The sequence below is a fragment of the Vibrio agarilyticus genome (assembly GCF_012641465.1).
GTDB classification, from domain to species: domain Bacteria; phylum Pseudomonadota; class Gammaproteobacteria; order Enterobacterales; family Vibrionaceae; genus Vibrio; species Vibrio agarilyticus.
The window spans coordinates 105,076-126,069 of the sequence record NZ_JABAIK010000005.1 but is presented as its reverse complement, the minus strand read 5'-3'; the positions used below and the strand labels follow the sequence as shown (position 1 = coordinate 126,069).

At 44.2% G+C, this 20,994-nt stretch carries 19 protein-coding genes; 3 read left to right on the top strand and 16 right to left on the bottom strand.

What is annotated here, in order from left to right; translation table 11 throughout:
- Positions 1-24: 24 nt before the first annotated feature.
- The 6 genes from HGP28_RS06605 to ccoN all read right to left on the bottom strand — a co-directional run bounded on the left by HGP28_RS06605 (position 25) and on the right by ccoN (position 6,374).
- Positions 25-2,397, bottom strand: coding sequence for a heavy metal translocating P-type ATPase (locus HGP28_RS06605; protein ID WP_168835666.1), 2,373 nt, complete (start codon positions 2,395-2,397; stop codon positions 25-27).
- 73 nt (positions 2,398-2,470) lie between these two features.
- Positions 2,471-2,950 (bottom strand): FixH family protein, encoded by a 480-nt coding sequence (locus HGP28_RS06600; RefSeq protein WP_168835665.1) that lies wholly within the window; start codon positions 2,948-2,950, stop codon positions 2,471-2,473.
- 210 nt (positions 2,951-3,160) lie between these two features.
- Positions 3,161-4,132: a cytochrome-c oxidase, cbb3-type subunit III gene (gene ccoP / locus HGP28_RS06595; RefSeq protein ID WP_168835664.1), complete on the bottom strand. Its 972-nt coding sequence runs from the start codon at positions 4,130-4,132 to the stop codon at positions 3,161-3,163.
- Positions 4,129-4,305, bottom strand: coding sequence for a cbb3-type cytochrome oxidase subunit 3 (locus tag HGP28_RS06590; protein ID WP_168835663.1), 177 nt, complete (start codon positions 4,303-4,305; stop codon positions 4,129-4,131). Before HGP28_RS06590 ends, ccoP begins: the two co-directional genes overlap by 4 nt.
- A 9-nt stretch (positions 4,306-4,314) precedes the next feature.
- Positions 4,315-4,935, bottom strand: a complete 621-nt coding sequence (gene ccoO, locus HGP28_RS06585; protein WP_168835662.1) for a cytochrome-c oxidase, cbb3-type subunit II — start codon at positions 4,933-4,935, stop codon at positions 4,315-4,317.
- 11 nt (positions 4,936-4,946) lie between these two features.
- Positions 4,947-6,374 carry a cytochrome-c oxidase, cbb3-type subunit I gene (ccoN, locus tag HGP28_RS06580; RefSeq protein ID WP_168835661.1) on the bottom strand — a complete coding sequence of 476 codons (1,428 nt, stop codon included), beginning with the start codon at positions 6,372-6,374 and terminating at the stop codon, positions 4,947-4,949.
- A 252-nt stretch (positions 6,375-6,626) separates the two neighbouring features.
- Here ccoN and HGP28_RS06575 point away from each other — a divergent pair, with 252 nt between their 5' ends.
- Complete coding sequence (locus HGP28_RS06575) at positions 6,627-7,001, top strand: hypothetical protein (RefSeq protein ID WP_168835568.1); 375 nt, start codon at positions 6,627-6,629, stop codon at positions 6,999-7,001.
- 378 nt (positions 7,002-7,379) lie between these two features.
- Here HGP28_RS06575 and HGP28_RS06570 read toward each other — a convergent pair whose 3' ends face one another.
- The 3 genes from HGP28_RS06570 to matP all read right to left on the bottom strand — a co-directional run bounded on the left by HGP28_RS06570 (position 7,380) and on the right by matP (position 9,552).
- Positions 7,380-8,600: an HDOD domain-containing protein gene (locus HGP28_RS06570; protein ID WP_168835660.1), complete on the bottom strand. Its 1,221-nt coding sequence runs from the start codon at positions 8,598-8,600 to the stop codon at positions 7,380-7,382.
- A gap of 170 nt (positions 8,601-8,770) precedes the next feature.
- Complete coding sequence (locus HGP28_RS06565; RefSeq protein ID WP_168835659.1) at positions 8,771-9,082, bottom strand: DUF3634 family protein; 312 nt, start codon at positions 9,080-9,082, stop codon at positions 8,771-8,773.
- Positions 9,083-9,096: 14 nt separating this feature from the next.
- A complete protein-coding gene (gene matP / locus HGP28_RS06560; RefSeq protein WP_168835658.1) occupies positions 9,097-9,552 on the bottom strand; it encodes a macrodomain Ter protein MatP in 456 nt (151 codons plus the stop codon).
- Positions 9,553-9,729: 177 nt separating this feature from the next.
- Here matP and HGP28_RS06555 point away from each other — a divergent pair, with 177 nt between their 5' ends.
- Both HGP28_RS06555 and fabA read left to right on the top strand, forming a co-directional pair.
- Positions 9,730-11,373, top strand: coding sequence for a S16 family serine protease (locus tag HGP28_RS06555; protein ID WP_168835657.1), 1,644 nt, complete (start codon positions 9,730-9,732; stop codon positions 11,371-11,373).
- A gap of 72 nt (positions 11,374-11,445) precedes the next feature.
- On the top strand, positions 11,446-11,964 hold the full coding sequence (fabA, locus tag HGP28_RS06550) for a bifunctional 3-hydroxydecanoyl-ACP dehydratase/trans-2-decenoyl-ACP isomerase (RefSeq protein WP_168835656.1): 519 nt from the start codon (positions 11,446-11,448) through the stop codon (positions 11,962-11,964).
- A gap of 107 nt (positions 11,965-12,071) precedes the next feature.
- On the opposite strand, the gene rmf is transcribed toward fabA, so the two are convergent.
- The 7 genes from rmf to pyrD all read right to left on the bottom strand — a co-directional run bounded on the left by rmf (position 12,072) and on the right by pyrD (position 20,979).
- On the bottom strand, positions 12,072-12,257 hold the full coding sequence (gene rmf / locus HGP28_RS06545) for a ribosome modulation factor (RefSeq protein WP_168835655.1): 186 nt from the start codon (positions 12,255-12,257) through the stop codon (positions 12,072-12,074).
- A gap of 174 nt (positions 12,258-12,431) precedes the next feature.
- Positions 12,432-14,222, bottom strand: a complete 1,791-nt coding sequence (locus tag HGP28_RS06540) for a DUF3466 family protein (protein WP_168835654.1) — start codon at positions 14,220-14,222, stop codon at positions 12,432-12,434.
- Positions 14,223-14,225: 3 nt separating this feature from the next.
- Positions 14,226-16,148, bottom strand: coding sequence for an ABC transporter ATP-binding protein (locus tag HGP28_RS06535; RefSeq protein ID WP_168835653.1), 1,923 nt, complete (start codon positions 16,146-16,148; stop codon positions 14,226-14,228).
- Positions 16,126-16,374 carry a glutaredoxin family protein gene (locus HGP28_RS06530; RefSeq protein WP_343033825.1) on the bottom strand — a complete coding sequence of 83 codons (249 nt, stop codon included), beginning with the start codon at positions 16,372-16,374 and terminating at the stop codon, positions 16,126-16,128. Before HGP28_RS06530 ends, HGP28_RS06535 begins: the two co-directional genes overlap by 23 nt.
- Positions 16,375-16,494: 120 nt before the next feature.
- On the bottom strand, positions 16,495-18,618 hold the full coding sequence (gene rlmKL, locus HGP28_RS06525) for a bifunctional 23S rRNA (guanine(2069)-N(7))-methyltransferase RlmK/23S rRNA (guanine(2445)-N(2))-methyltransferase RlmL (RefSeq protein WP_168835652.1): 2,124 nt from the start codon (positions 18,616-18,618) through the stop codon (positions 16,495-16,497).
- Positions 18,619-19,189: 571 nt separating this feature from the next.
- Positions 19,190-19,738, bottom strand: coding sequence for a cell division protein ZapC (locus HGP28_RS06520; RefSeq protein WP_168835651.1), 549 nt, complete (start codon positions 19,736-19,738; stop codon positions 19,190-19,192).
- A gap of 230 nt (positions 19,739-19,968) precedes the next feature.
- A complete protein-coding gene (gene pyrD / locus HGP28_RS06515; protein ID WP_168835650.1) occupies positions 19,969-20,979 on the bottom strand; it encodes a quinone-dependent dihydroorotate dehydrogenase in 1,011 nt (336 codons plus the stop codon).
- Positions 20,980-20,994: the final 15 nt, after the last annotated feature.

The following is a 20,994-nucleotide window of genomic DNA, read 5'->3' as shown; positions in this document are numbered from 1 at the left end:
CCCAAACAACTTCAAGTCGGGCGGTCATAGCCGTGTCGAATTGAGGAGGCGTAAAGAGTTCGTCACCACAATGATAGAGCTTGCCGACATACCCACCACCGCCACATAAGGCGCGACGAGACCAGCCACCGCTAATGGCAAAATGAGTAAATTGTACCCAAGTGACCACGCCAAGTTTTCACGAATGATCTTGCGTGTGCGTAACGCAAGTTGACGCGCTTGAATCAACCTAAGCAGGTTATCCCCCAAAAGCGTCATGTCTGCAGAGGCTTTCGCAACATCGGTGCCGCCGCCCATAGCGACAGACAGATGTGCACCAGCGAGAGTTGGCGCATCATTGATACCATCACCAACCATTAGGGTGATTTCAGTGGGGGCAAGGCTTTGCAAATAATTTAACTTATCACTGGGGGAGGCAGATACTACCACTTCATCAATGCCAACTTCAGACGCAACGGGCTCTGCATTTTGTAATGAATCGCCGGTGAGTAATGTCGTTCTTACACCCAACTTTGCAAATTGCTGAATGAAAGTCGCGCTCTCCTCACGGATCGGGTCATGATAGTAGAAGCGAGCACCAAGCTGGTAGTCAAACGAGAGAAACACGCAGTTTCGTTCATTTCGGCTCTCTCCTAGCGCAAATTGCGCACTGCCGATCCTGACTTCATGTCCTCGCCATCGTCCGCGGACTCCCTGGCCGATCACGTTTTCAATGTTTTCAATAATCAGTGGTGAGGTGGATAAAGTGCGAAAAGCGCGAGCGATAGGATGATTAGCGTGAGATTCCAGCCCTAGGGCGACAGCATCGCAGGTGGTTTTAGCGTAGTTGTCTTCATAAGAAATGTGTGAAATTTCAATGTCACCTTTAGTCAAAGTGCCCGTTTTATCAACGACTAGGTGATTCACTTTGCATAAGGTTTCAAATACATGTCCTTGACGCAGTAGAATGCCAAACTGACTCATCTGTGAAGTCGCGCAGGTCAACGCGGTTGGCGTTGCCAGCGATAGCGCACAAGGGCAAGTAGCAACAAGCACAGACAACATGATCCAAAACGCTTCATCAGGTTGATGTACATGCCAATAAGCATAAGTCGCTGCGGCGATGACTAAGATCAGGGCCACAAAATATCGCGCAACAACATCTGCCAATTCAGCAATTTTCGGTTTACTGCTCTGAGCTTCATCTTGAAGTCGAACAATACTGGCTATCATTGAGTCATTTTTTGTACAGCGCACTTTTAGATCAAACGAGATATCACCGTTTAATGTGCCAGCATAAACACTGTCACCGGCTTGTTTCACTTGATGAACAGACTCACCTGTTAACATGGATTCATCAACATGGATACGACCTTGAATCACAATGCCATCCGCTGGAATATGTTCACCTGGCAATACGCGAATCTCATCATCGGGTTGCAATGACTTTACGGCGACTTTTTCACCCGTAAGTTTGGTTGCCATAGCGGGAATCAACTTCAACAAATTACTACTGGCAGCAGCAGCCTTACGCCGTGCTCGCATTTCCAAAAACCGCCCAACCAGCAAAAAGAAAGTAAACATCGAAATCGATTCAAAAAAAACTTCGCCTTGCTCAGATACAGTCGCGATGAGGCTTGCGATATAGGCAAAAATCAGCGCAATTGAAACCGGAACATCCATCCCGAGGGTTCGGCCTTTTAAGCTGCGCCATGCATTAAGATAAAAAGGCAGTGCAGAATAGAGTAGAACCGGGGTTGCAAATATTAAGCTGACCCAGCGAAAATAATGTTTGAACTCAGGCTCTAAGCTACCAAACACTTCGAGATATAACGCGACGGCAAGCATCATTACTTGCATCGTTGCCAAACCAGCAATTCCCAATCGATAAAGGTATTGCTTCATTGTTTGATGGTAGACAGCTTCCTGCTTATCGGCTTCGAACGGCGCAGCTTTATAACCTAATTGTTGGATAGCGCCCAGCAAGTGACTTAATTGCGTTTGACTTGGGTCCCAGCGAAGCATGGCTCGATTCGTCGTGGTATTAACCCGAATGGACACCACACCGGGTTGAACCGAAATTTGCTTCTCAATGAGCCAAGCACAAGCAGCGCACGAGACGCCTTCTAAAGAAAGAAGAACCTGACTTGACCCTTCATGTTGTTGAACAAAGTCGGCCTGCACATCGTCATTATCATAATGAATGAGTGCTTTAAACTGCTCGGGTACGAGATCGACTTTGTCGGCGTTCGCTGTTCGATATTGGTAATAAGATTCTAAGCCATTTTCAACGATGGTCTGGGCCACAGACTGACAACCAGGGCAGCACATATCGCGAGGTTCGCCCAAAACTGTCGTACTCAATTGAGTATGGCTAGGAACGTCTTCACCGCAGTGGTAACAAAGCTTTGTCGTCATCGATTGCATATCCAAAACAAAAGCCAAAACAAAGGGCGTTTAAAAATAGAATGATAGTGAGCAATCAACCGAATTAATTTTCTAAAGCAATAGGTTGAGCTATGGGGAATGAGATACGACCTTGCAACAACCAAGAGCTGTCAAAAGGCTCAAGCTCAATGAACCAAGGTCCTTTTAGTGGGGCCTCTGGAAACAGGCGGTAATTACCGCTCGCATCGGCCGTTAGCATTTGAGTAAAATCGCGGTCCGGTAATGTTCTGTGCGTAAAGGTTGCTTTTAAAGCGGGTAGCGCGTCGAGTTTTCCCTTAGAAAAATGAATGACAATCGCGTTATTTTGAGAAGAGAGTGACGCTGACAAATTTAGGTCGTTTGCCATCGATTGACGACGAATGTCAATATTAATGCCTTTGCCTTTTTTATAGTAATCTTCAGCAACCAAATGAACTGAATTGCGCGCAAATAGGGCAACAGTGACTAATGTTCCAATAATAACGGTCAGTGGTAATGAAATTAAGAACCACGGCCAGAACTGTTTATACCAAGGCGTTATCATAACAACTCTCTACAACATATGTGTGTCTTACTCGATTTAAAACGCTATCGAGCGAAACAGACATCAAGATGACTTAGACATATGCCCAAATGGCATTAATACTCAAACTTAAACGTAACAACTGTATTACAAACCCAGCCCCTAAAATAGGGGCTGGATGCACAATGTTACTAATTAATCATGGTTTATTTCACTAACTTAGACAGGCAACTATTGCTCGTTATTTGTTAAACTCCAAACGTAAGCAGAAACCAATTGCACTTTGTCTTCACCTAGGATGTCGTTCCATGCAGGCATCACGCCAGAGCGTCCATTTACCACGGTATCGGTCACCGCAGCGCGAGAATCGCCAAATAACCAATATTGGTCTGTAAGATCAGGCGCACCTACTGCAGGATTGCCTTTACCGTCAGTACCATGACAGGCGGCGCAGACAACAAATTTGGCTTTACCCGCGAGAGCTTCCTTTGCATTGACTGATCGGCCAGAAAGACTCAATGTGTAGCTGACCACTTCTCGAACACCTTGCTCACCGAGAGCCGCTCCCCATGGCGGCATTTGTCCAATGCGCCCGTGCATCACCGTGGTAACGATGGCCGCAGGTTCACCACCATATAACCAAGCGTTGTCTGCTAAATTGGGGAAGCCAGGCTGTCCTCGAGCATCTGAGCCATGGCATTGTGAACAGTTTTGTAAAAACAAACGTTGACCAACTTTTAACGCTTCCGGGTTCTGAGCAATATCAGGAATAGGGCGTAAAGAGTCACCTTGATATGCAATTGCCTGAAATGCCTCACCGAAATAGGTATCTGCATCATCAAGCTCTTTAGCATATTGGTCTAATTGTTTATTCTTCTGAGCCGCTTGAATAGCAGCGCGAGACTCTGCAAGTGTCTGCACCGTTTGGTTTGAGCTTTGCCAACCGATTAAACCTTTAAAGTTGCCTAATCCGGGATAGAGAGCAAGATAAATAGCAGCGATAGCAAAGGTGCCGATAAATAGGTATAGCCACCATTTAGGTAGTGGATTATTGAGCTCTCGAATACCATCGTATTCATGTCCCATATCCGCACCTTCTTCAACACCCATTTTATCTGTCGCGCACCAATATAAAAGAAAGGCGCAGCCAAGTAACGTACCGACTGTGATGACAATAATCCATAGGCTCCAAAATGTCGTCATGACTTCGTGCCTCCCTCAACCTCTGGGCGTTTTTGTACTTCATCCGCAAATACCAGATTTGCGGCCTCATCAAAACTCGCTTTACGCTTTTTACTGTATGCCCAAAGCACAATACCGATAAAACTACTAAAAAGTATCACGGTATATATGCTATGAATGGTTCCAAAATCCATATACACCCCTTATTTCATTCCATGACCAAGCGATTGAAGATAGGCAATAATAGCGTCCATTTCTGTTTTACCGTCTACCGCTTGTTTTGCATTAGCAATCTGTTCAGCGGTGTAAGGAACACCAAATTGATTGCGAAACACTTCCAATTTTTTCTGTGTTAACTCACCGTCTAACACATTATCTTCAAGCCATGGGAAACCGGGCATATTTGACTCAGGAACCAATTCGCGAGGGTCGATAAGGTGCACGCGATGCCATTCATCAGAATACCGACCACCAACACGAGCTAAATCAGGGCCCGTACGTTTAGAACCCCAAAGAAATGGGTGCTCCCACACACTTTCTCCGGCGACCGAGTAGTGGCCATAACGCTCGGTTTCAGCACGGAACGGGCGAATCATTTGACTGTGACAAACATTACAGCCTTCGCGAATATAAACGTCACGGCCTTCCATTTCGAGCGCGGTATAAGCACGCAGGTTTTGAACAGGCTCTGTCGTCTGCTTTTGAAAAATCAATGGCGTGATTTCAACGAGCGCACCCCAACTGATGGCGAAAACGATGAAGATAGCGAGGAGGCCAACGTTGCGCTCTAAGATTTCATGACGATTACTTGAATTCGTACTCATTTCCCATCTCCTTATGCTGGTTGAGCAACAGCTTTAGGGCTGGTTTGCGGCGCGGTGATTGTTTTGTACGTGTTGTAAGCCATCAAGAACATGCCCGCGAGGAAAATAAATCCACCAATAAAACGAACAAAGTAAAATGGATACGACTCCTGTACCGATTCGACAAAACTATAAGTCAATGTGCCGTCAGAATTGACCGCTCGCCACATCAGGCCTTGCATTACACCTGAAATCCACATCGCAACGATATAAAGTACCGTTCCTATCGTCGCAAGCCAGAAATGTACGTTAATCATGCTAATTGAATACATCTGCTCTCGACCAAAAATACGTGGAACGAGATGATAGACAGAACCAATTGAGACCATAGCTACCCAGCCAAGGGCACCAGAATGAACGTGTCCAATAGTCCAGTCGGTATAATGAGATAGCGCATTAACCGTCTTAATTGACATCATTGGACCTTCAAAAGTCGACATGCCATAGAAGGATAGGGAAACAATTAAAAAGCGCAGGATAGGGTCCGTTCTTAATTTGTGCCAAGCGCCAGACAGTGTCATGATTCCGTTAATCATGCCGCCCCAAGACGGAGCAAATAACACAAGAGACATCACCATGCCAAGGGACTGAGTCCAATCAGGAAGCGCAGTGTAGTGTAGGTGGTGAGGTCCTGCCCAGATATAAAGCGAAACCAAGGCCCAAAAGTGAACAATAGAGAGTCGGTAAGAATAAACCGGACGATCAGCTTGCTTAGGCACAAAGTAATACATCATCCCTAAGAAGCCAGCGGTTAGTAAAAATCCGACCGCATTATGACCGTACCACCACTGAACCATAGCGTCCACAGCCCCTGCGTAAATCGAATAGGATTTACCCAAAGCCACAGGAATCGCCATACTATTGACAATATGTAGCACCGCGACAGTGATAATAAATGCACCAAAAAACCAATTGGCTACATAGATATGCGATGTATTCCGTTTCACTAACGTGCCAAAAAAGACAACTGCATAAGTAACCCAGACTAGGGCTATGGCAATATCAATTGGCCACTCTAATTCCGCGTACTCTTTTCCTGAGGTATAACCTAGAGGTAACGTTATTGCCGCTGCGACAATAATGGCTTGCCATCCCCAAAAGGTAAAGGCAACCAGTGGACCTCCAAATAAGCGCGTTTGACAGGTCCGCTGTACAACATAGTAAGATGTTGCAAAGAGGGCACTTGTACCAAACGCAAAAATAACCGCATTAGTATGCAAAGGACGTAAACGACTGTACGTCAACCACGGCGTATCAAAATTTAGCTGTGGCCAAACTAATTGAGCGGCAATCAAAACACCAACTGCCATACCGACAATTCCCCATAAGATAGTAGCTAGGGTAAATTGACGCACAACAGTATAGTTGTAGTTTTGTTCGAGCTGCTTTTCTTGGCTCATTTGCATGCTTCCATTTTCTAATTAACTACACTTTACTTCCAACACGACAAAGTCGCAGCACCCCCAAGCTTGGACAAAAGACCTTGCTATTGAGCGAGTTATCCTTAGTCTAACTTTTAATAAAAGTGGTGCTTTCAGCGCAATACTATACTGGAATTAACATTTTAATGACAGCGCAGTAACTAATGTGTAGGATTTCAACCCCTTTTTTATGTGATTTTTTTGAAGTTTGTAACAAGGAAAACAGAAATAATGCCGGCACAAAAGTTAACCAAAGCAAGGCTAGTACAAATTCTGGTTATGATGATTTTACTTATTGGGGCTTTTAGTTGGAGAACCTTAGTTTACGAGCCCTCAGAGCAGGTGAGTTGCCAATTAAATGAGACCTGCAATGCAGTTGTCAGTGGCCAAAAGATCTCACTGATTTACAACCAAACCAATGCGACAATCAAAGGTCTTAGTAACAAACCAATTAGACTAAGTTTCGAAGAACAACATTCTGTCGTGCCAGTACAAGACAAATGGCGCATTATCCTAAAGGTTTCATCAGAACAGCAATCATTGATAGAAATTCAGACGATCACAGGCAATGCTTTGGTTGAATTTCATCTCTACCTGAACGATTAATACCAGAGAACGACCGATACGTGACACTGTCATTTTTGATATTTTCTTTAAATAAGAACAATGACCTTTGAAAAAATAAGGATAAATGAACGAATATAGATATCATCAAACTCTTTTGATGATATCTATATTACGTACTTTATGGTAAATAGGTTATGTTTAATGATGAAAGAGTCATTAATGGTGGGTTAGCAATATCAGTAGGTAAGAGAGCAGATGTAAGCGTATTGAACCGCTTCACGAAGACACCTCATTTAACATAATATACATAATACGCACTAAAGTTGTAGGTTAAAAGTTGTAATATCAGACTTGATAATCTTTTAAACATCACGTTTAAAGCCATTATCTGAACCCCTATAATATCGTTGATGCTATTCACAACGTCATTGTCAGTTGACCTGGGGTTTTTAGTTTCAACTCTTTTACCTTGTTGGCAGAAATTTGAACGTTGGAAAACCAATACGGCTTGTGCTTTTCATTAAACGCACGGCTTGAATGCAAGCCATCAAAAATTGAAAAAGCTCGCCCTTGTGCTAGTGCTGCGCCAAAATGACTACGCTGCCAAATGTCAATCGCACTAATATCTTCTTGAACTGCTGTTCTAATGTATTTTGTTGAGTCTTGCCACTCTATGGCAGCTAACAAGCGTTGCGATACTGGTGCCTCTAACTGTTTAATTAGACTGGGTAACCCTGCCAAATTGACACTAACATCTGGACACGCATAGTAACATTCCTGACGGTTTTCTTTTCGATAACGCAGCATGGTTTCAATCAAAGCATCTTCAAAAGCGGCACAATAATGATTCAGTACAATGTATTGGCCAAAAGTTCGTAACACACCGATCAGGATGCCGACATTTGGCTCTTTGGCATTCACTTCTGCCAAGCGCATCCGCGTCACATTGGCAGTGACGACCATGTGATGCCACATTTTTGATGCAATATGACGAATCCGTTTATCGCGCCATTTAGGGATCGGTCTTGCCATTAAAAGTGGCAACAATATTCTTAAGCGGTCGATACCAAGCTGCCCCAAGGCCATTTTGGGGCCGTCTACAACACGAGTTTTTCGCCCTAACCGCTTTGAAAAAACGCGGTTTGACGCAACGTCGACAAGACTGGCACCTAAGTGAGGATCATTTGTAACCAACTGATTCAATTGATTAAAACTTGTTGATGAGGAATAGGCCACATCGGCTAATTGAGAAAATTGTGGCAACGATGAAATCAGATTTTTCTCTAATGGTTCATGACGTAGCTTTTTAATAAGATTCTGTTGAGCCAACTTGGTTACGTCTCGCACAACGTGTTTTAGCGTGTGTTGATGGCTCTCTTGCTGCAGTATCTTTTCACGCACCCGAGCACCCTCACACTCGAGCAAAATTCTCTGATTGCGGTTAATTCGTTCTTTTTCTGAAAAGATCACATCTTCACAGAATCGGCTCTGTAGGCTTAAGACCTGGTCTACGTCTTTCTGGTTTAGGCGGTGGTTATGGCTAACAAGCCATTTAGCGTGTCGCAGCGTGACTTCATCATCGATCTGACGAACGGCTTGAGTCGCTTCTTCCGTAAAGCGTTTGTGACGAGAAAGCAAAAAAAGAACACCCTATTCACTAATTGTGAAATAAGTGTATGCATTCAAAGTGGCGCTGTCAGTAATTTGGGAGATTGCTTCCAAGTTTTTGTTGGTAAATGTTGATGTAAGTTGGATTTTTGGAATAAAAAAGGTGCCGATAAATGGCACCTATGATCAGTAAAAACACTTTAGGAGCGCTTCTTGCCCTTATCATTACGAAAACCTTGATGTGGAAAAACATTTCGAATGCGCTGCTGAACAGATTTAGGAACAGGCTTGCTAAAGACCAATTGAGCCCCTCTCTTGCGGTGGTAAACCTTTATCGTGCCATCAAACGGCGTTTGGTGACCAATTTCAACCACATTACGTTTAAAACTGGTTGGGCAATGCCCTTTTAACGCAGCGATCTCACCCTGCTTAACATCTATTTTTAACGTCGGTCTATCGGCAAAAATAAGCCAAAATATGACCACTGCAGCAATCACAATTACATACAACATACCCTGTCCTTTTTTTATTTGTCATTCGTTAATAATTTGCTTAAATCTTCTTTTAAACTGCTCACTTTCTGGCTTGCTTTCTCGCTTCTAGACGCTTCGCTCAATAAGTATTCAATAGCTTCAGATAATGTGCAGCCCAGTTCATTGGCCCGAGTAGACAGCTTTTCCCAAACGCGATAATCCAAATCAATCGATTTTTTTTTGGTGTGAACTTGCTCAGCGTTAAAATGGCGCTTTCGTTTAGCACGAATGGCTTGTTTTAACTTTTTATCAAGTGCGGCAGACATGTGATTATCAATCCAACTTAGCACTTTTGTTGGCTGATGCTCGATGGATTGCAATTCAGCCACAGCGGCATCAGCCTCACTTCTATCAATATAGCGTGTTATCGCCTCGCCATCTTTCCATTTACCTATGAGGTAGTTCCATTTCCATCCACACTCAAGGTTCTCTAGCTGTTGATATTTCATCGTCTATGCCCCATTCATCACTGCAGTGACAGCGTAACTCAATCGTGGTTGTAATACAATTTACAGCATTGACTAAATACGCGATTTCGCTCAAGTTTCCACCAATTTCTTTCTTCAGTGCCATTAGTTAATGCTCTTTGCTATACTCCGCCAACACATGAAAACTGAAAATGATGAATGAACAATATAGATTGGCAGTTGGTCACGCCACAATTTACTCGTGTTATGCCGCTGCTCGAGCATCTTGAATCGATTCCGTATCAACCCTACACTGCGTTACAACCTAGACTCGTATCGGCCCTAAAGCATTTTGCAACGCTGCAAAGCCATACTCGCTTTTTAGCGATAACCGGGTGTGATAACCCCATTTATCGCACATTGGTTGCAGAAGCATTTGAAACCGTTGCCCAAGAACGCCCTATTATTACGTGCGAAAAAATTAACGGGTTAGCTCTGTTTGATCACTATTACCTTGATAGTCAAGAACAAATAGTGATTGAGCCTGGTTTATTTGATGCTGCCAATCATGGTTTTTTGGTTATATCGGCAAATATGCTGATCGCTAATCCTCTGCTGTGGCCGCAAATAAAAGCAGCAGTCCTTGGTGAGCCAATCGAACCCATTACGTTTAATAAGCATCAAGTTCGGCGAAATATTCAGCCAAGAGAGTTCGATATAAAGCTAGTTGTGATTGGCGACCGCGAGCAAATGGCAGAGGTTGAATACCTTGATGAAGATTGCTTTCGCAATATGATGATGTTTACCGAACTGGAAGAAGACTTTCATCTTACTGACACAAATATCGAACATTACACTGGCTACGTAAAATGGATCACTCAGCGTTACCAGTTACCCGAGTTTGATTGTGAGGCTTTACTGCGTTTACTCACAGCAGGGACTCGAGAAACGGAAGATCAACATTATTTGCCACTATCTCCGATTTGGTTGCAAAACTACTTAGCACTTGCGGCTCAAGAAAGCCAAGGCAACATGATTCGTGATGCACACATGTTACGTGTGTTTGAACAAAAGTATTATCGCGAAGCATATCTTCCTCAACGCGCACTAGAAGACATCTTGGGTGGCCAAGTTATCATCGAAACAACCGGAGAGCAGATTGGCCAAGTGAATGGCTTAACCGTCATTGATGTCGCCGGCCATCCGGTCTCATATGGCGAACCGGCTCGAATTTCCTGTGTAATCCATTTCGGCGATGGTGATATTTCTGACGTTGAACGCAAAGCAGAACTTGGCGGTAACCTTCATGCAAAAGGCATGATGATTATGCAAGCCTTTGTAAGTAGTGAACTTAATTTGGATGCACCACTACCATATTCTGCCTCAATTGTGTTTGAGCAATCATACAGTGAAGTTGATGGTGATAGCGCATCACTCGCTGAACTGTGCAGTTTCGTGAGTGCATTATCGGAAATTCCCGTTAATCAGCAAATCGCGGTGACAGGCGCTGTTGATCAATTTGGCCGTGTGCAAGCTGTGGGTGGCTTGAACGAAAAGATTGAGGGCTTTTATCAGGTTTGTCGCCACCAAGGCTTCACCGGACATCAAGGTGTGATCTTGCCGACAACTAACCTGAAGCACTTGACCTTACATCCGGAAGTCGTCGAGAGTATTCGCCTAGGTGAATTTCACATTTGGCCAGTGTCAACCGTTGATGATGCCATTCCTCTGATTATGGGTAAGCCATTCCGTGATGAAGAGGAAGAGAGTGTGATTGGTGCGATTGCTGAACGGATTGAAAATTTTGAACGTCATGAACACCCTATTTCCCTGTTTGAACGTGTAAAAAACTGGTTTGTCTAGTACTGGTAGGAGTTGTTTGGCTTACACGTGTTCACTTAATATGCTTGGGTCTTACATCGGAGTATAATGGTAATGCAGAATAAACGTGAATCTTACAATCGTGATGACTTAATTGCGTCAAGCCAAGGAGAGCTGTTTGGCGAAGGTTACCCTCAATTGCCCGCCCCAAACATGCTGATGATGGATCGCATCACCAAAATGTCTGAAACTGAAGGAGAATTTGGTAAAGGCCTTATTCTTGCTGAGCTCGACATCACGCCTGATTTATGGTTTTTCGACTGCCATTTTCCCGGCGACCCTGTTATGCCGGGTTGCTTAGGCCTAGATGCGATGTGGCAACTGGTTGGTTTCTTCTTAGGCTGGGTTGGTGGCAAAGGTAAAGGCCGAGCGCTGGGCGTTGGTGAGGTTAAGTTTACCGGCCAAATTCTTCCTACTGCTAAAACCGTTACTTATGAGATAAATATGAAACGCGTGGTAAACCGTAAATTGGTTATGGGCCTGGCGGATGGACGCGTTTTAGTTGACGGTAAAGAGATATATGTGGCTAAGGATTTGAAAGTAGGTCTGTTTCAAGACACCTCAAATTTTTAGTCTACGACAATCATAAACGGCTCCCTTGAGAGCCGTTTTCTTTCATTCGAATTGAATATTCAATTTTCCCTGATGAGGGAATTATTTTCAGTGGTGCTTAGTAATGGCTACTTGTAGCTGTACAAGCCGAGTCCGGACTCCCTATCGCCAATGGCATCACGCCATCCCCCGAGCCAATAGGATCGCGCATCACCCTGCTGATGTGGACACATGTCCTGAGAGCGGCCATTTAATCCTGCTTTATAACCTTGAGATTGTGCACGTGCGAGACGATCACGCTTTTGTCTCTTCATAGTTCTTCCCTCATCAAACTCAATGTGAGCTTTGTTTCAGTGTTAAACTTTGATGGAGTTTTTATGACTCCGTTGATAAGTTTCGATCACCACGGGAAATTTCTCAAGCGACAAAAAAGGCACGGCTTCAAAATTGTGAAACCGTGCCTATGTTGACAATAAAGTGAATGAAACTTAACGACGACGTAATCCAAGCAACGCAAGCAATCCAAACGCGAGCCAACCTAACCCTGCGCCTTTACGCTCCGAACGCGTATTATCAACACTGCGTACAACAATGTTTTCTGATGTTGCCCCTTGGATCGGGATCAGCTTAACCGCAACCACTTTTTCAGCATTACTTCGACCTTCTTGGCACAATGCATTACTTGCAGTGGAGTCATAGCCACCTTCACACATAACAGCCGTTGCCGAAATTACCCCTGCATCATTGATGTCTGACGCTTCAATAATACGAAATTGGTTGTTATCAGCGGAAAACTCACCACCGTTAGTCAAATCATCAAGTAACCACGCCTTACCATCGAAAATCTCATTGCGATCACAAGCTTCGTTTGTTGGATCTTCTGAGCATGCATTACTTTGATACGGGAAAATAAAGCCCCCCTGAGGACGTGGTTTACCATCCACTTCACGAACGTCATCAGTATCGGCGGTGCCTACAATTTCGTTGTAATTGTTAATGCCGCCGATTTCACCACCACTACTCGGGAAGAAAATGCCACCAAATTCACTAAAGAAACGAGCGTTCAAAGTCACATCTTCGGGAGCATCAAATGCAATATTGTCGACGACGAATAAACGATTTGGTGATGCACCATCTTGGGTGACGCGTCCTGCGCGTTTCGCGCTACCTACTGCGACTAAATTTTGATTGACGCTATCTAAGCGAGAGTTGCTATAGACAAAATCATCATCGTTATCGAGGGATTTGGTATTGTTAATAATTTCAAACACCCAAGCCACATCTGTAAGGCTGTTTGCGGCTGGTAACGAGCCTTTCATCACCGCCGCGTTCAAATAGTTATTACCATCTAAACGAAATGTATTGTAGCCGACGCTATAAATGGTTGAACCATCTTCAGAGACTATAAAATCACGCAGACTGCCTTGTGAAAGACGATCATCATCTTCTGCGCCAACGCTCGCGCCCCACGGCAATTCGGCAACCACACCATCCTCGCCCCAGATAGCGCCTCGGCTAATATAAGTGGTGGTTTCATCCGTATTATCGTTTTTCTGCTCGCGGGAGATACTGCCGACGGTATAGGTGCCATCTGCTTTCCACGCTCGAGTTTGAAAGAACGCTTCAGCATCCGCACCAGGGGTTGGCAAAACAGGTGCAACAACGGTATTTCGTGTGGTTAATTCACGCGTGTTAAGGTCAGCAACACTTTGGTTGCCCACCGCTTTACCATCTATGGTTAACGAGTTAATCACATTGTTGTACTCGTTCACATAAGCGCTTGGAAAACCCTCAACAAAGGCAAGCGAGTTTGAATGAAACGAACCCACATCCTCTGAAGGATTAAGGTAAGAGCTACCCCGTAGCTCAGAAACCCATGTATTCCAACGGATGTCAGCCCAAACATCACACGTTGCATAACCTAGTTCATTTAAGCAATACTGCTCAACATGGTCCTCATCAAGGAAGTCATAAAATGTCACGTCATTATTGAACGCAACTTCCTCACGATAGTTAAAACCTGGAATGGCAATGCGGGTTTCTACTGCGGCTGCGTAACTATCATCGGCGCAACTTGTTTGAAAACAGTTTTCCCCTAACGCACTAGGTTGAATGGCAACACCCCGTGCTTCAAATGGCGTATTTTCGCCATACTGACCAGAAATTGTTGCCGCGACATCTGAAGCAACTTCGACTTCAACCACACGATAAAGTGCGGCGTTTGCGGTCGCACTAGCAATTGCCAATGCGAGTGTAGTGAGTTTAATACTGCGATTCATTGATTACTGACTATCCTGTTGCATTGCTTCAAGCTCTTCCCAACGCTCAAAGGCAATTTCTAAATCCTGCTCCAACTTTGTCAACTGCTCTAACACAGGTTGTGTGATATCGACAGGCTGGCTAAAGAAAGTGGCATCGTTAACCTGCTGTTGCAGCTGCTCAATGTCTTGCTCAAGCTGTTCAAGGGTGGCAGGTAATGTCTCTAATTCTCGTTGGAGCTTATACGATAACTTCTTCGAGGTATTCTTTGCTGGCGCAGTTTTGGGACTTTCCTCAACCGCGACCGCTTTCTTCGTTGGTTTTTCCACCACTTCGCGACTGGCTTTCACCTGCGCACGCTGCTGTTGTGCGTCATGATAGCCTCCAACAAACTCCTCAATTTTGCCGTCACCTTCGAAAATCCAACTCGTTGTCACTGTGTTATCGACAAATTGACGGTCATGGCTCACCAATAATAGTGTACCTTGGTAATTGGCAAGCATTTCTTCCAAAAGTTCCAATGTTTCGATGTCGAGATCATTGGTTGGTTCATCGAGAATTAATAAATTGTTTGATTTGAGGAAAATTCGCGCTAAAAGCAGTCGATTTTTCTCACCGCCAGACAAAGCCTTTACAGGAGTGCGAGCGCGTTTGGGAGAAAATAGAAAGTCTTGAAGATAGCTTAGCGCATGACGCTCGCGGCCACCCACCATAACTTCTTGTTTGCCGTCGGCTAAATTATCAATTACGGTCTTCTCTGGATCCAAAGCTTCTCGGTATTGGTCAAAATACGCCACTTCAAGTTTAGTACCACAGTGCAGACGGCCACTATCTGGCTTTAAATCACCCAATAGCAGTTTCAGTAACGTACTTTTGCCACAACCATTAGGTCCAATTAATGCGATACGGTCGCCACGCATGATGTTAAAGCTGAACCCATCGACAATCTTTTTGCCTTCAAAAGCAAAATGGAGATCTTCAGCTTCAAACACAATTTTTCCAGAACGTGCCGCATCATCAATTTGCAAATTAACTTTACCCTGCACTTCTCGACGATTTTGGCGCTCTTCACGCAATTTTTTTAACGCGCGAACGCGACCTTCGTTGCGTGTTCGTCTTGCTTTGATCCCTTGACGGATCCAGACTTCCTCTTGCGCTAGCTTTTTATCAAATTCTGCATTTTGCATCTCTTCGACACGCAATTGCTCTTCTTTTTCAATCAGATAATTATCGTAGTCACCGGGAAACGAGCTTAATTGCCCACGGTCAAGATCCACGATGCGCGTCGCCATTGACTTAATAAACGCACGATCATGAGAAATAAAAATGATGGAGCCGCGGAAATCTTTAAGGAAGCTCTCTAACCATTCAATGGTTGTTACGTCGAGATGGTTAGTCGGTTCATCCAGCAGCAATACATCCGGATCGCAGACCAATGCACGAGCTAACGCCGCTTTACGTTGCCAACCACCGGAAAGATCAGCTAACAACGTATTCGCATCCAGTTGCAGTGCTGTTAATACATTATTGACCCGATCTTCAAGTCGCCATGCATTAGCATGATCCAACTGTTCCTGAACTTTTGCTAACTGTTTAATGTGCTTGTCACTGGGATCTTGAGCGACAAGATCCAGAAGATCGTGATAGATCTTAAGCTGAGCACCCACATCCGCCAGCCCACCTGAGACGTAATCGTAAACCGTACCAGCTTGGGCACGAGGAGGATCTTGCTCAAGGCGCGACACCACCACATCTTGCGTCAACTGCAATTTGCCGTCATCCATCAAGATGTCGCCTGCCAGTACTTTCATTAGTGTTGATTTGCCAGCGCCATTGCGTCCAACCAAACAAACTCGTTCATTCTCTTGAAGTGCAAAATCTGCGTGATCTAGTAACGGATGATCGCCAAATGCCAACTGTCCGTTATGGATAGTAAGTAATGCCATTGCTTTCTAACCAGTGTTGTAATTGTTGTAAATCAAAAGGCCAGCACAGCTCCGCAGTGCTATTTGAAAGACTAAGCACAGGAATTGTGACGCCGTAACGAGAAAACAGAGCATCGTCGAGTGCTATGTCAATAACAGAAAGATTCACGTCGATACGCGCCTGCTGAATCAATTCAAGTGCCATTTCACACAAATGGCAACCTTGGGTACTGTAGAGCATTAACACGGCTGTCTCCTTATCCGCTTTTCCTCGGTATCCACCCGATATGATTTGGCCCTTTCCATTTGAAGTGACAGTGTAGCTAACTGCCACTTCACATTATTTGAGTGCTGCCTAATCTAGCGACTAGGCTTTATGACTAATGAGCCAGCAGTTATGAATCTGTTTATTGCGCGAAAAATCCAGCGGTAATGTTTGACTAGAAATATTCTCAGCACGTAAACCTAGATCACTAAGCACTTCCATATCCATTTTAAAATGGCGTTTATTATTTGAAAAAACAATCGTACCGTTAGAACTCAGCAAACGCTTCAAATTGCGCATTAACTTAATATGATCGCGCTGCACATCAAAACTCTCTTCCATACGTTTCGAATTTGAAAACGTTGGCGGATCAATAAAGATCAAGTCATATTGCTCTGTTGCCTTCTCAAGCCATTGAAGACAATCCGCTTGAATGAATTGGTGCTGGCGCCCCACAAGACCATTGAGGGCCATGTTATCTTTTGCCCATTGCAGATAGGTATTTGACATATCAACAGTCGTTGTTGACCGCGCGCCACCCTTCGCGGCATGAACTGTTGCACTGCCAGTGTACGCAAACAAATTTAGGAAATCTTTACCACTTGCCATTTCGCCCAAACGGCGGCGAGTAATTTTATGATCAAGAAACAGACCTGTATCGAGATAATCGTGCAGATTTACTATCAGTTTAACGCCATATTCTTTCACCTCGAGGCGCTCAGAAACTTGAGCCAATTTTTGATATTGGCTGCGACCTTTCTGTTTCTCACGAGTTTTTAAAACCACTTTATTCGCTTCAATGCCTGTTACTTGAATAGTGGCTCGAATAATGTCAGTTAAACGACGTTTTGCTTTCTCTTCAGCAATGGTTTTAGGCGCCGCATACTCTTGAATTACAATATTATCGAGGTACATATCTATCGCGACGTTGTACTCGGGTAAATCTGCATCGTAAATACGATAGCAATCAAGTTGCTCTTTCTTTGCCCATTTCGCAACTTTAGCAATATTCTTCTTGAGTCGATTCGCAAAATCCGGCGCGATAAGCGCGGCAGTGCCGTCACTATTCAATTCACTACCGCTACGTTCAGCAATGCTGTAATTTTTTTGGTGACACGGTAACGCGCCGTTATTTAATTTGAACTGCTTATCTGCGCGCATGCGTAAGCAGCTTAACAGCTCATCCGAGCTAGAAAAAATTGACGCTTTACAGCCACCAAACTGAGCTTTCAGTTGAGCTCCAAAGGCAGTATATAGCGCGATTAGTCCAGGTTCTGTTCCCAATCGCTCGCCATATGGTGGGTTACACACCACAACGCCGTGACTAAATCCTTCTGGACGCACTAAGGTAGCCGCATCACCAAGACCAAACTCAATCAGTGAATCGACGCCCGCTCTTCGAGCATTATCACGCGCAATGTTGAGTACTTTTTCATCGTTATCAAAGCCATAGAATTTAGTGTCAACATTTTTGACACCTCGCCGCGCTTGTACACTCGCTTCAGATTTAATTTCAGCCCACAGTTCTGGCTCGAAATCTTCTAGAGATTCGAAGCACCACTGCTTGCGCTTCACACCCGGCGCGATATTCGCGGCCATCAATGCCGCTTCAATCAGCAAAGTGCCTGAACCACACATTGGATCTAAAAGGGCTTGGCTGCCATCCCAACCACTTCGCAGGATAATCGCTGCAGCCAATGTCTCACGAAGCGGCGCGCGTCCAGATTCAGGTCGATAACCCCTTTGGTGAAGACCGGCACCCACCATGTCGACACCCAAAAGGGCTTTATCTTTATGAAGACGCACGTGAATACGAATGTCCGGACGCTCTTTACTAATATTCGGTCTTGGTAACCCTTTCTTTTCAAAGCAGTCAACAATCCCATCTTTCACTTTCATCGCGCCATATTGGCTGTTGCGTATCTCGCGGTTCGTACCATTAAAATCAACGACAAATTTTTTGCTGCTATGAAATTGATTGACCCAATTGATAGCGGATGTCGCAAGGTACAAATCCATATCGTCTTCGCAGCTAAATTCACTCAAAACACGCACAAACCTGGACGCTAAACGGCTCCAAAGACAGCAACGGTAAATTTGCTCGTTGCTAGCGCTGAACTTCACGCCTGCTTGAACGGGTTTGGCATTGGTGATCCCAAGCTTGGTGAGTTCTTCAACTAAAAGGTTCTCAAGTCCGTTTGAGGTTACCGCGAGATATTGATTCATAGTGTTCTGCAGCTAATAAAAATGGCACTAAGTATACCCGACTCTGAGTACGATTGCTTAGGTTTTCAATCACCGCCAAAGCACAAGATAGGAAAGTAAGTCAGCCCGTCATAGAGTGCTCTGCTATGGGTCGAGACTACAGTGAGCACTTGCCAACTGCGGAGTGAATGAATATTCACATAAAAATTGGACTATACCAAATGGAATTGACGTGTGTAACTTTGCTACATTTACCCCATAAAGAGGAAGTTACTCGCTAATATATGAATAAACTAGGTAGGAATTGCGGGCCAATAGCACAAAAAACATTTCTAATTTGGAGGGAAAATCTCAGTTTTAATGCTGATTTATATGATCTAAATCAAACGCGTTTTACCTTAAATCGCCTCGATAACGTGGAATTAATTAAAAAGATGGTACGTAGATACACGGACTTATAATGAGAAATTCATCGTAAACAAAAATACACGCTGATTTATGCGTAAAGGAGTGTCTTTAGGAGGGGCTTGCAAAGCAGCAACTGCGCGATAAAGTGCGGTAAACGCACTTCTCTAATGATAGGAATGGTCAGCTAACCGACCATCGCCATGGGGAGGCACAAATCCAAAGAACCAAAATTAGCGGGCGCAATTCTATCGTGCATCACTTTGATAAAATCGCCAAATTTCATCGATTTTGAATCGGTTAGTGTCATTGGCTCAATATCGACGTAGCATAGAAGAGAGGCGCTCTCTCCTGCTTCAACAACGATAAAATGCCCTGCTTGGTAGGCTGATTTAAGAATCACGACATCACCATCTTGGTGAGGCGCATCATAGCCTTGCGCTTCAAAGAACCAACTTTTGGGTTGTACGGGTTTATGAAAACGTTTAGCGGCCACACAATAGAGTGCCAGCTCTTCTTGGCGATAAGGGGTAATCGGCAGTTCACTTAATCTTTCACGATAGGATTGAAATGCACTTGCATCATCAACAGTAAATTGATTGTTTTGAAAGGCGTAGTCAACCAACCAGCGTGATGCTAAGTTTGCACGAAACAGGAGCTCATCCCCGAGGTCAAGCATTAAGCATGATGATGTGTTGTCGTAAAACCATGTCCATTTGTCGCTAGGCTTAAGCATGATGTCCGTTCTCGCTTTTGTTTAATCACATAGGTAGACCATCTAACATCATTGGCTACGCTTCGTTATCGACCTAAGCTATTCACACATTACTCGGCAATAACGATTTGGCTTAAGCGAAATTCTACAAATGTAAAACGGAAAAAAAAGAGGAAAGTGGACTTTCCTCTTGATAGTAATTGCTTGAAATTGACGATAAAAAGTCAAATTTTCATGTCAAGTTTGTCGAGCTAAAGATTTTTGACAATCTTCTTAATGAGACCTGGACCATGATAAATAAATCCAGAATAAACTTGCACCAATTTGGCGCCAGCAAGCAACTTTTCTTTAGCCGCTGAGTAGGAGTCGATACCACCAACACCCATGATTGGAATTTGATCGCCAAGTTCTTGGTAAAGTTGCTTAACCACTTCTGTACTGCGAAGTTGAACTGGGCGGCCACTCAATCCACCGGCTTCATTAGCAAACTTCATACCTTCTACCATTGATCGATCAAGTGTGGTGTTTGTTGCGATAACGCCATCAATATGATTTTTGATCAATGATTGACAAATTTGACTGATTTCTTGATCGCTAAGATCTGGCGCGATCTTTAGCGCTAATGGTACATATTTGCTATGCTTTTCTGCCAACTCTGCTTGCTTAGTTTTTAGTGCAGCAAGTAGCTCATCTAATGCTTCGCCATATTGAAGCGAGCGTAACCCTGGTGTATTTGGTGAGGAAATATTGACTGCAATGTAACCTGCGTATTGGTAGACTTTCTCCATACAGATCAAGTAGTCATCAACGCCCTTCTCAATCGGTGTGTCTTTGTTTTTACCAATATTGATACCAAGCACACAGTCAAACTTTGCGCGTTTCACATTTTCAACTAAGTTATCAACGCCAAGGTTGTTAAAACCCATTCGGTTAATAATGCCATCAGCCTCAAGAAGGCGGAACAGGCGTGGCTTGTCATTTCCTGATTGTGGCCGTGGAGTTACTGTACCAACTTCAATGTAACCAAATCCCATCGCATCAAATGCTTCAATGCACTCACCATTTTTGTCCAAACCCGCCGCAAGACCAACTGGATTTCGAAACGTGATACCCATGCACTCTACTGGGCGGTGTGGTAAGTTTTGACGGTAAAAACGATCAAAAGGTGTGCCATTAAAACGTTTAAAATTTTCAATTGCGAGATCGTGTGCCTTTTCGGCATCGAGTTGAAAAAAGCCAGTCCTGGCTAGACGGTAAAGCATGCTGCCTCCGAAAGA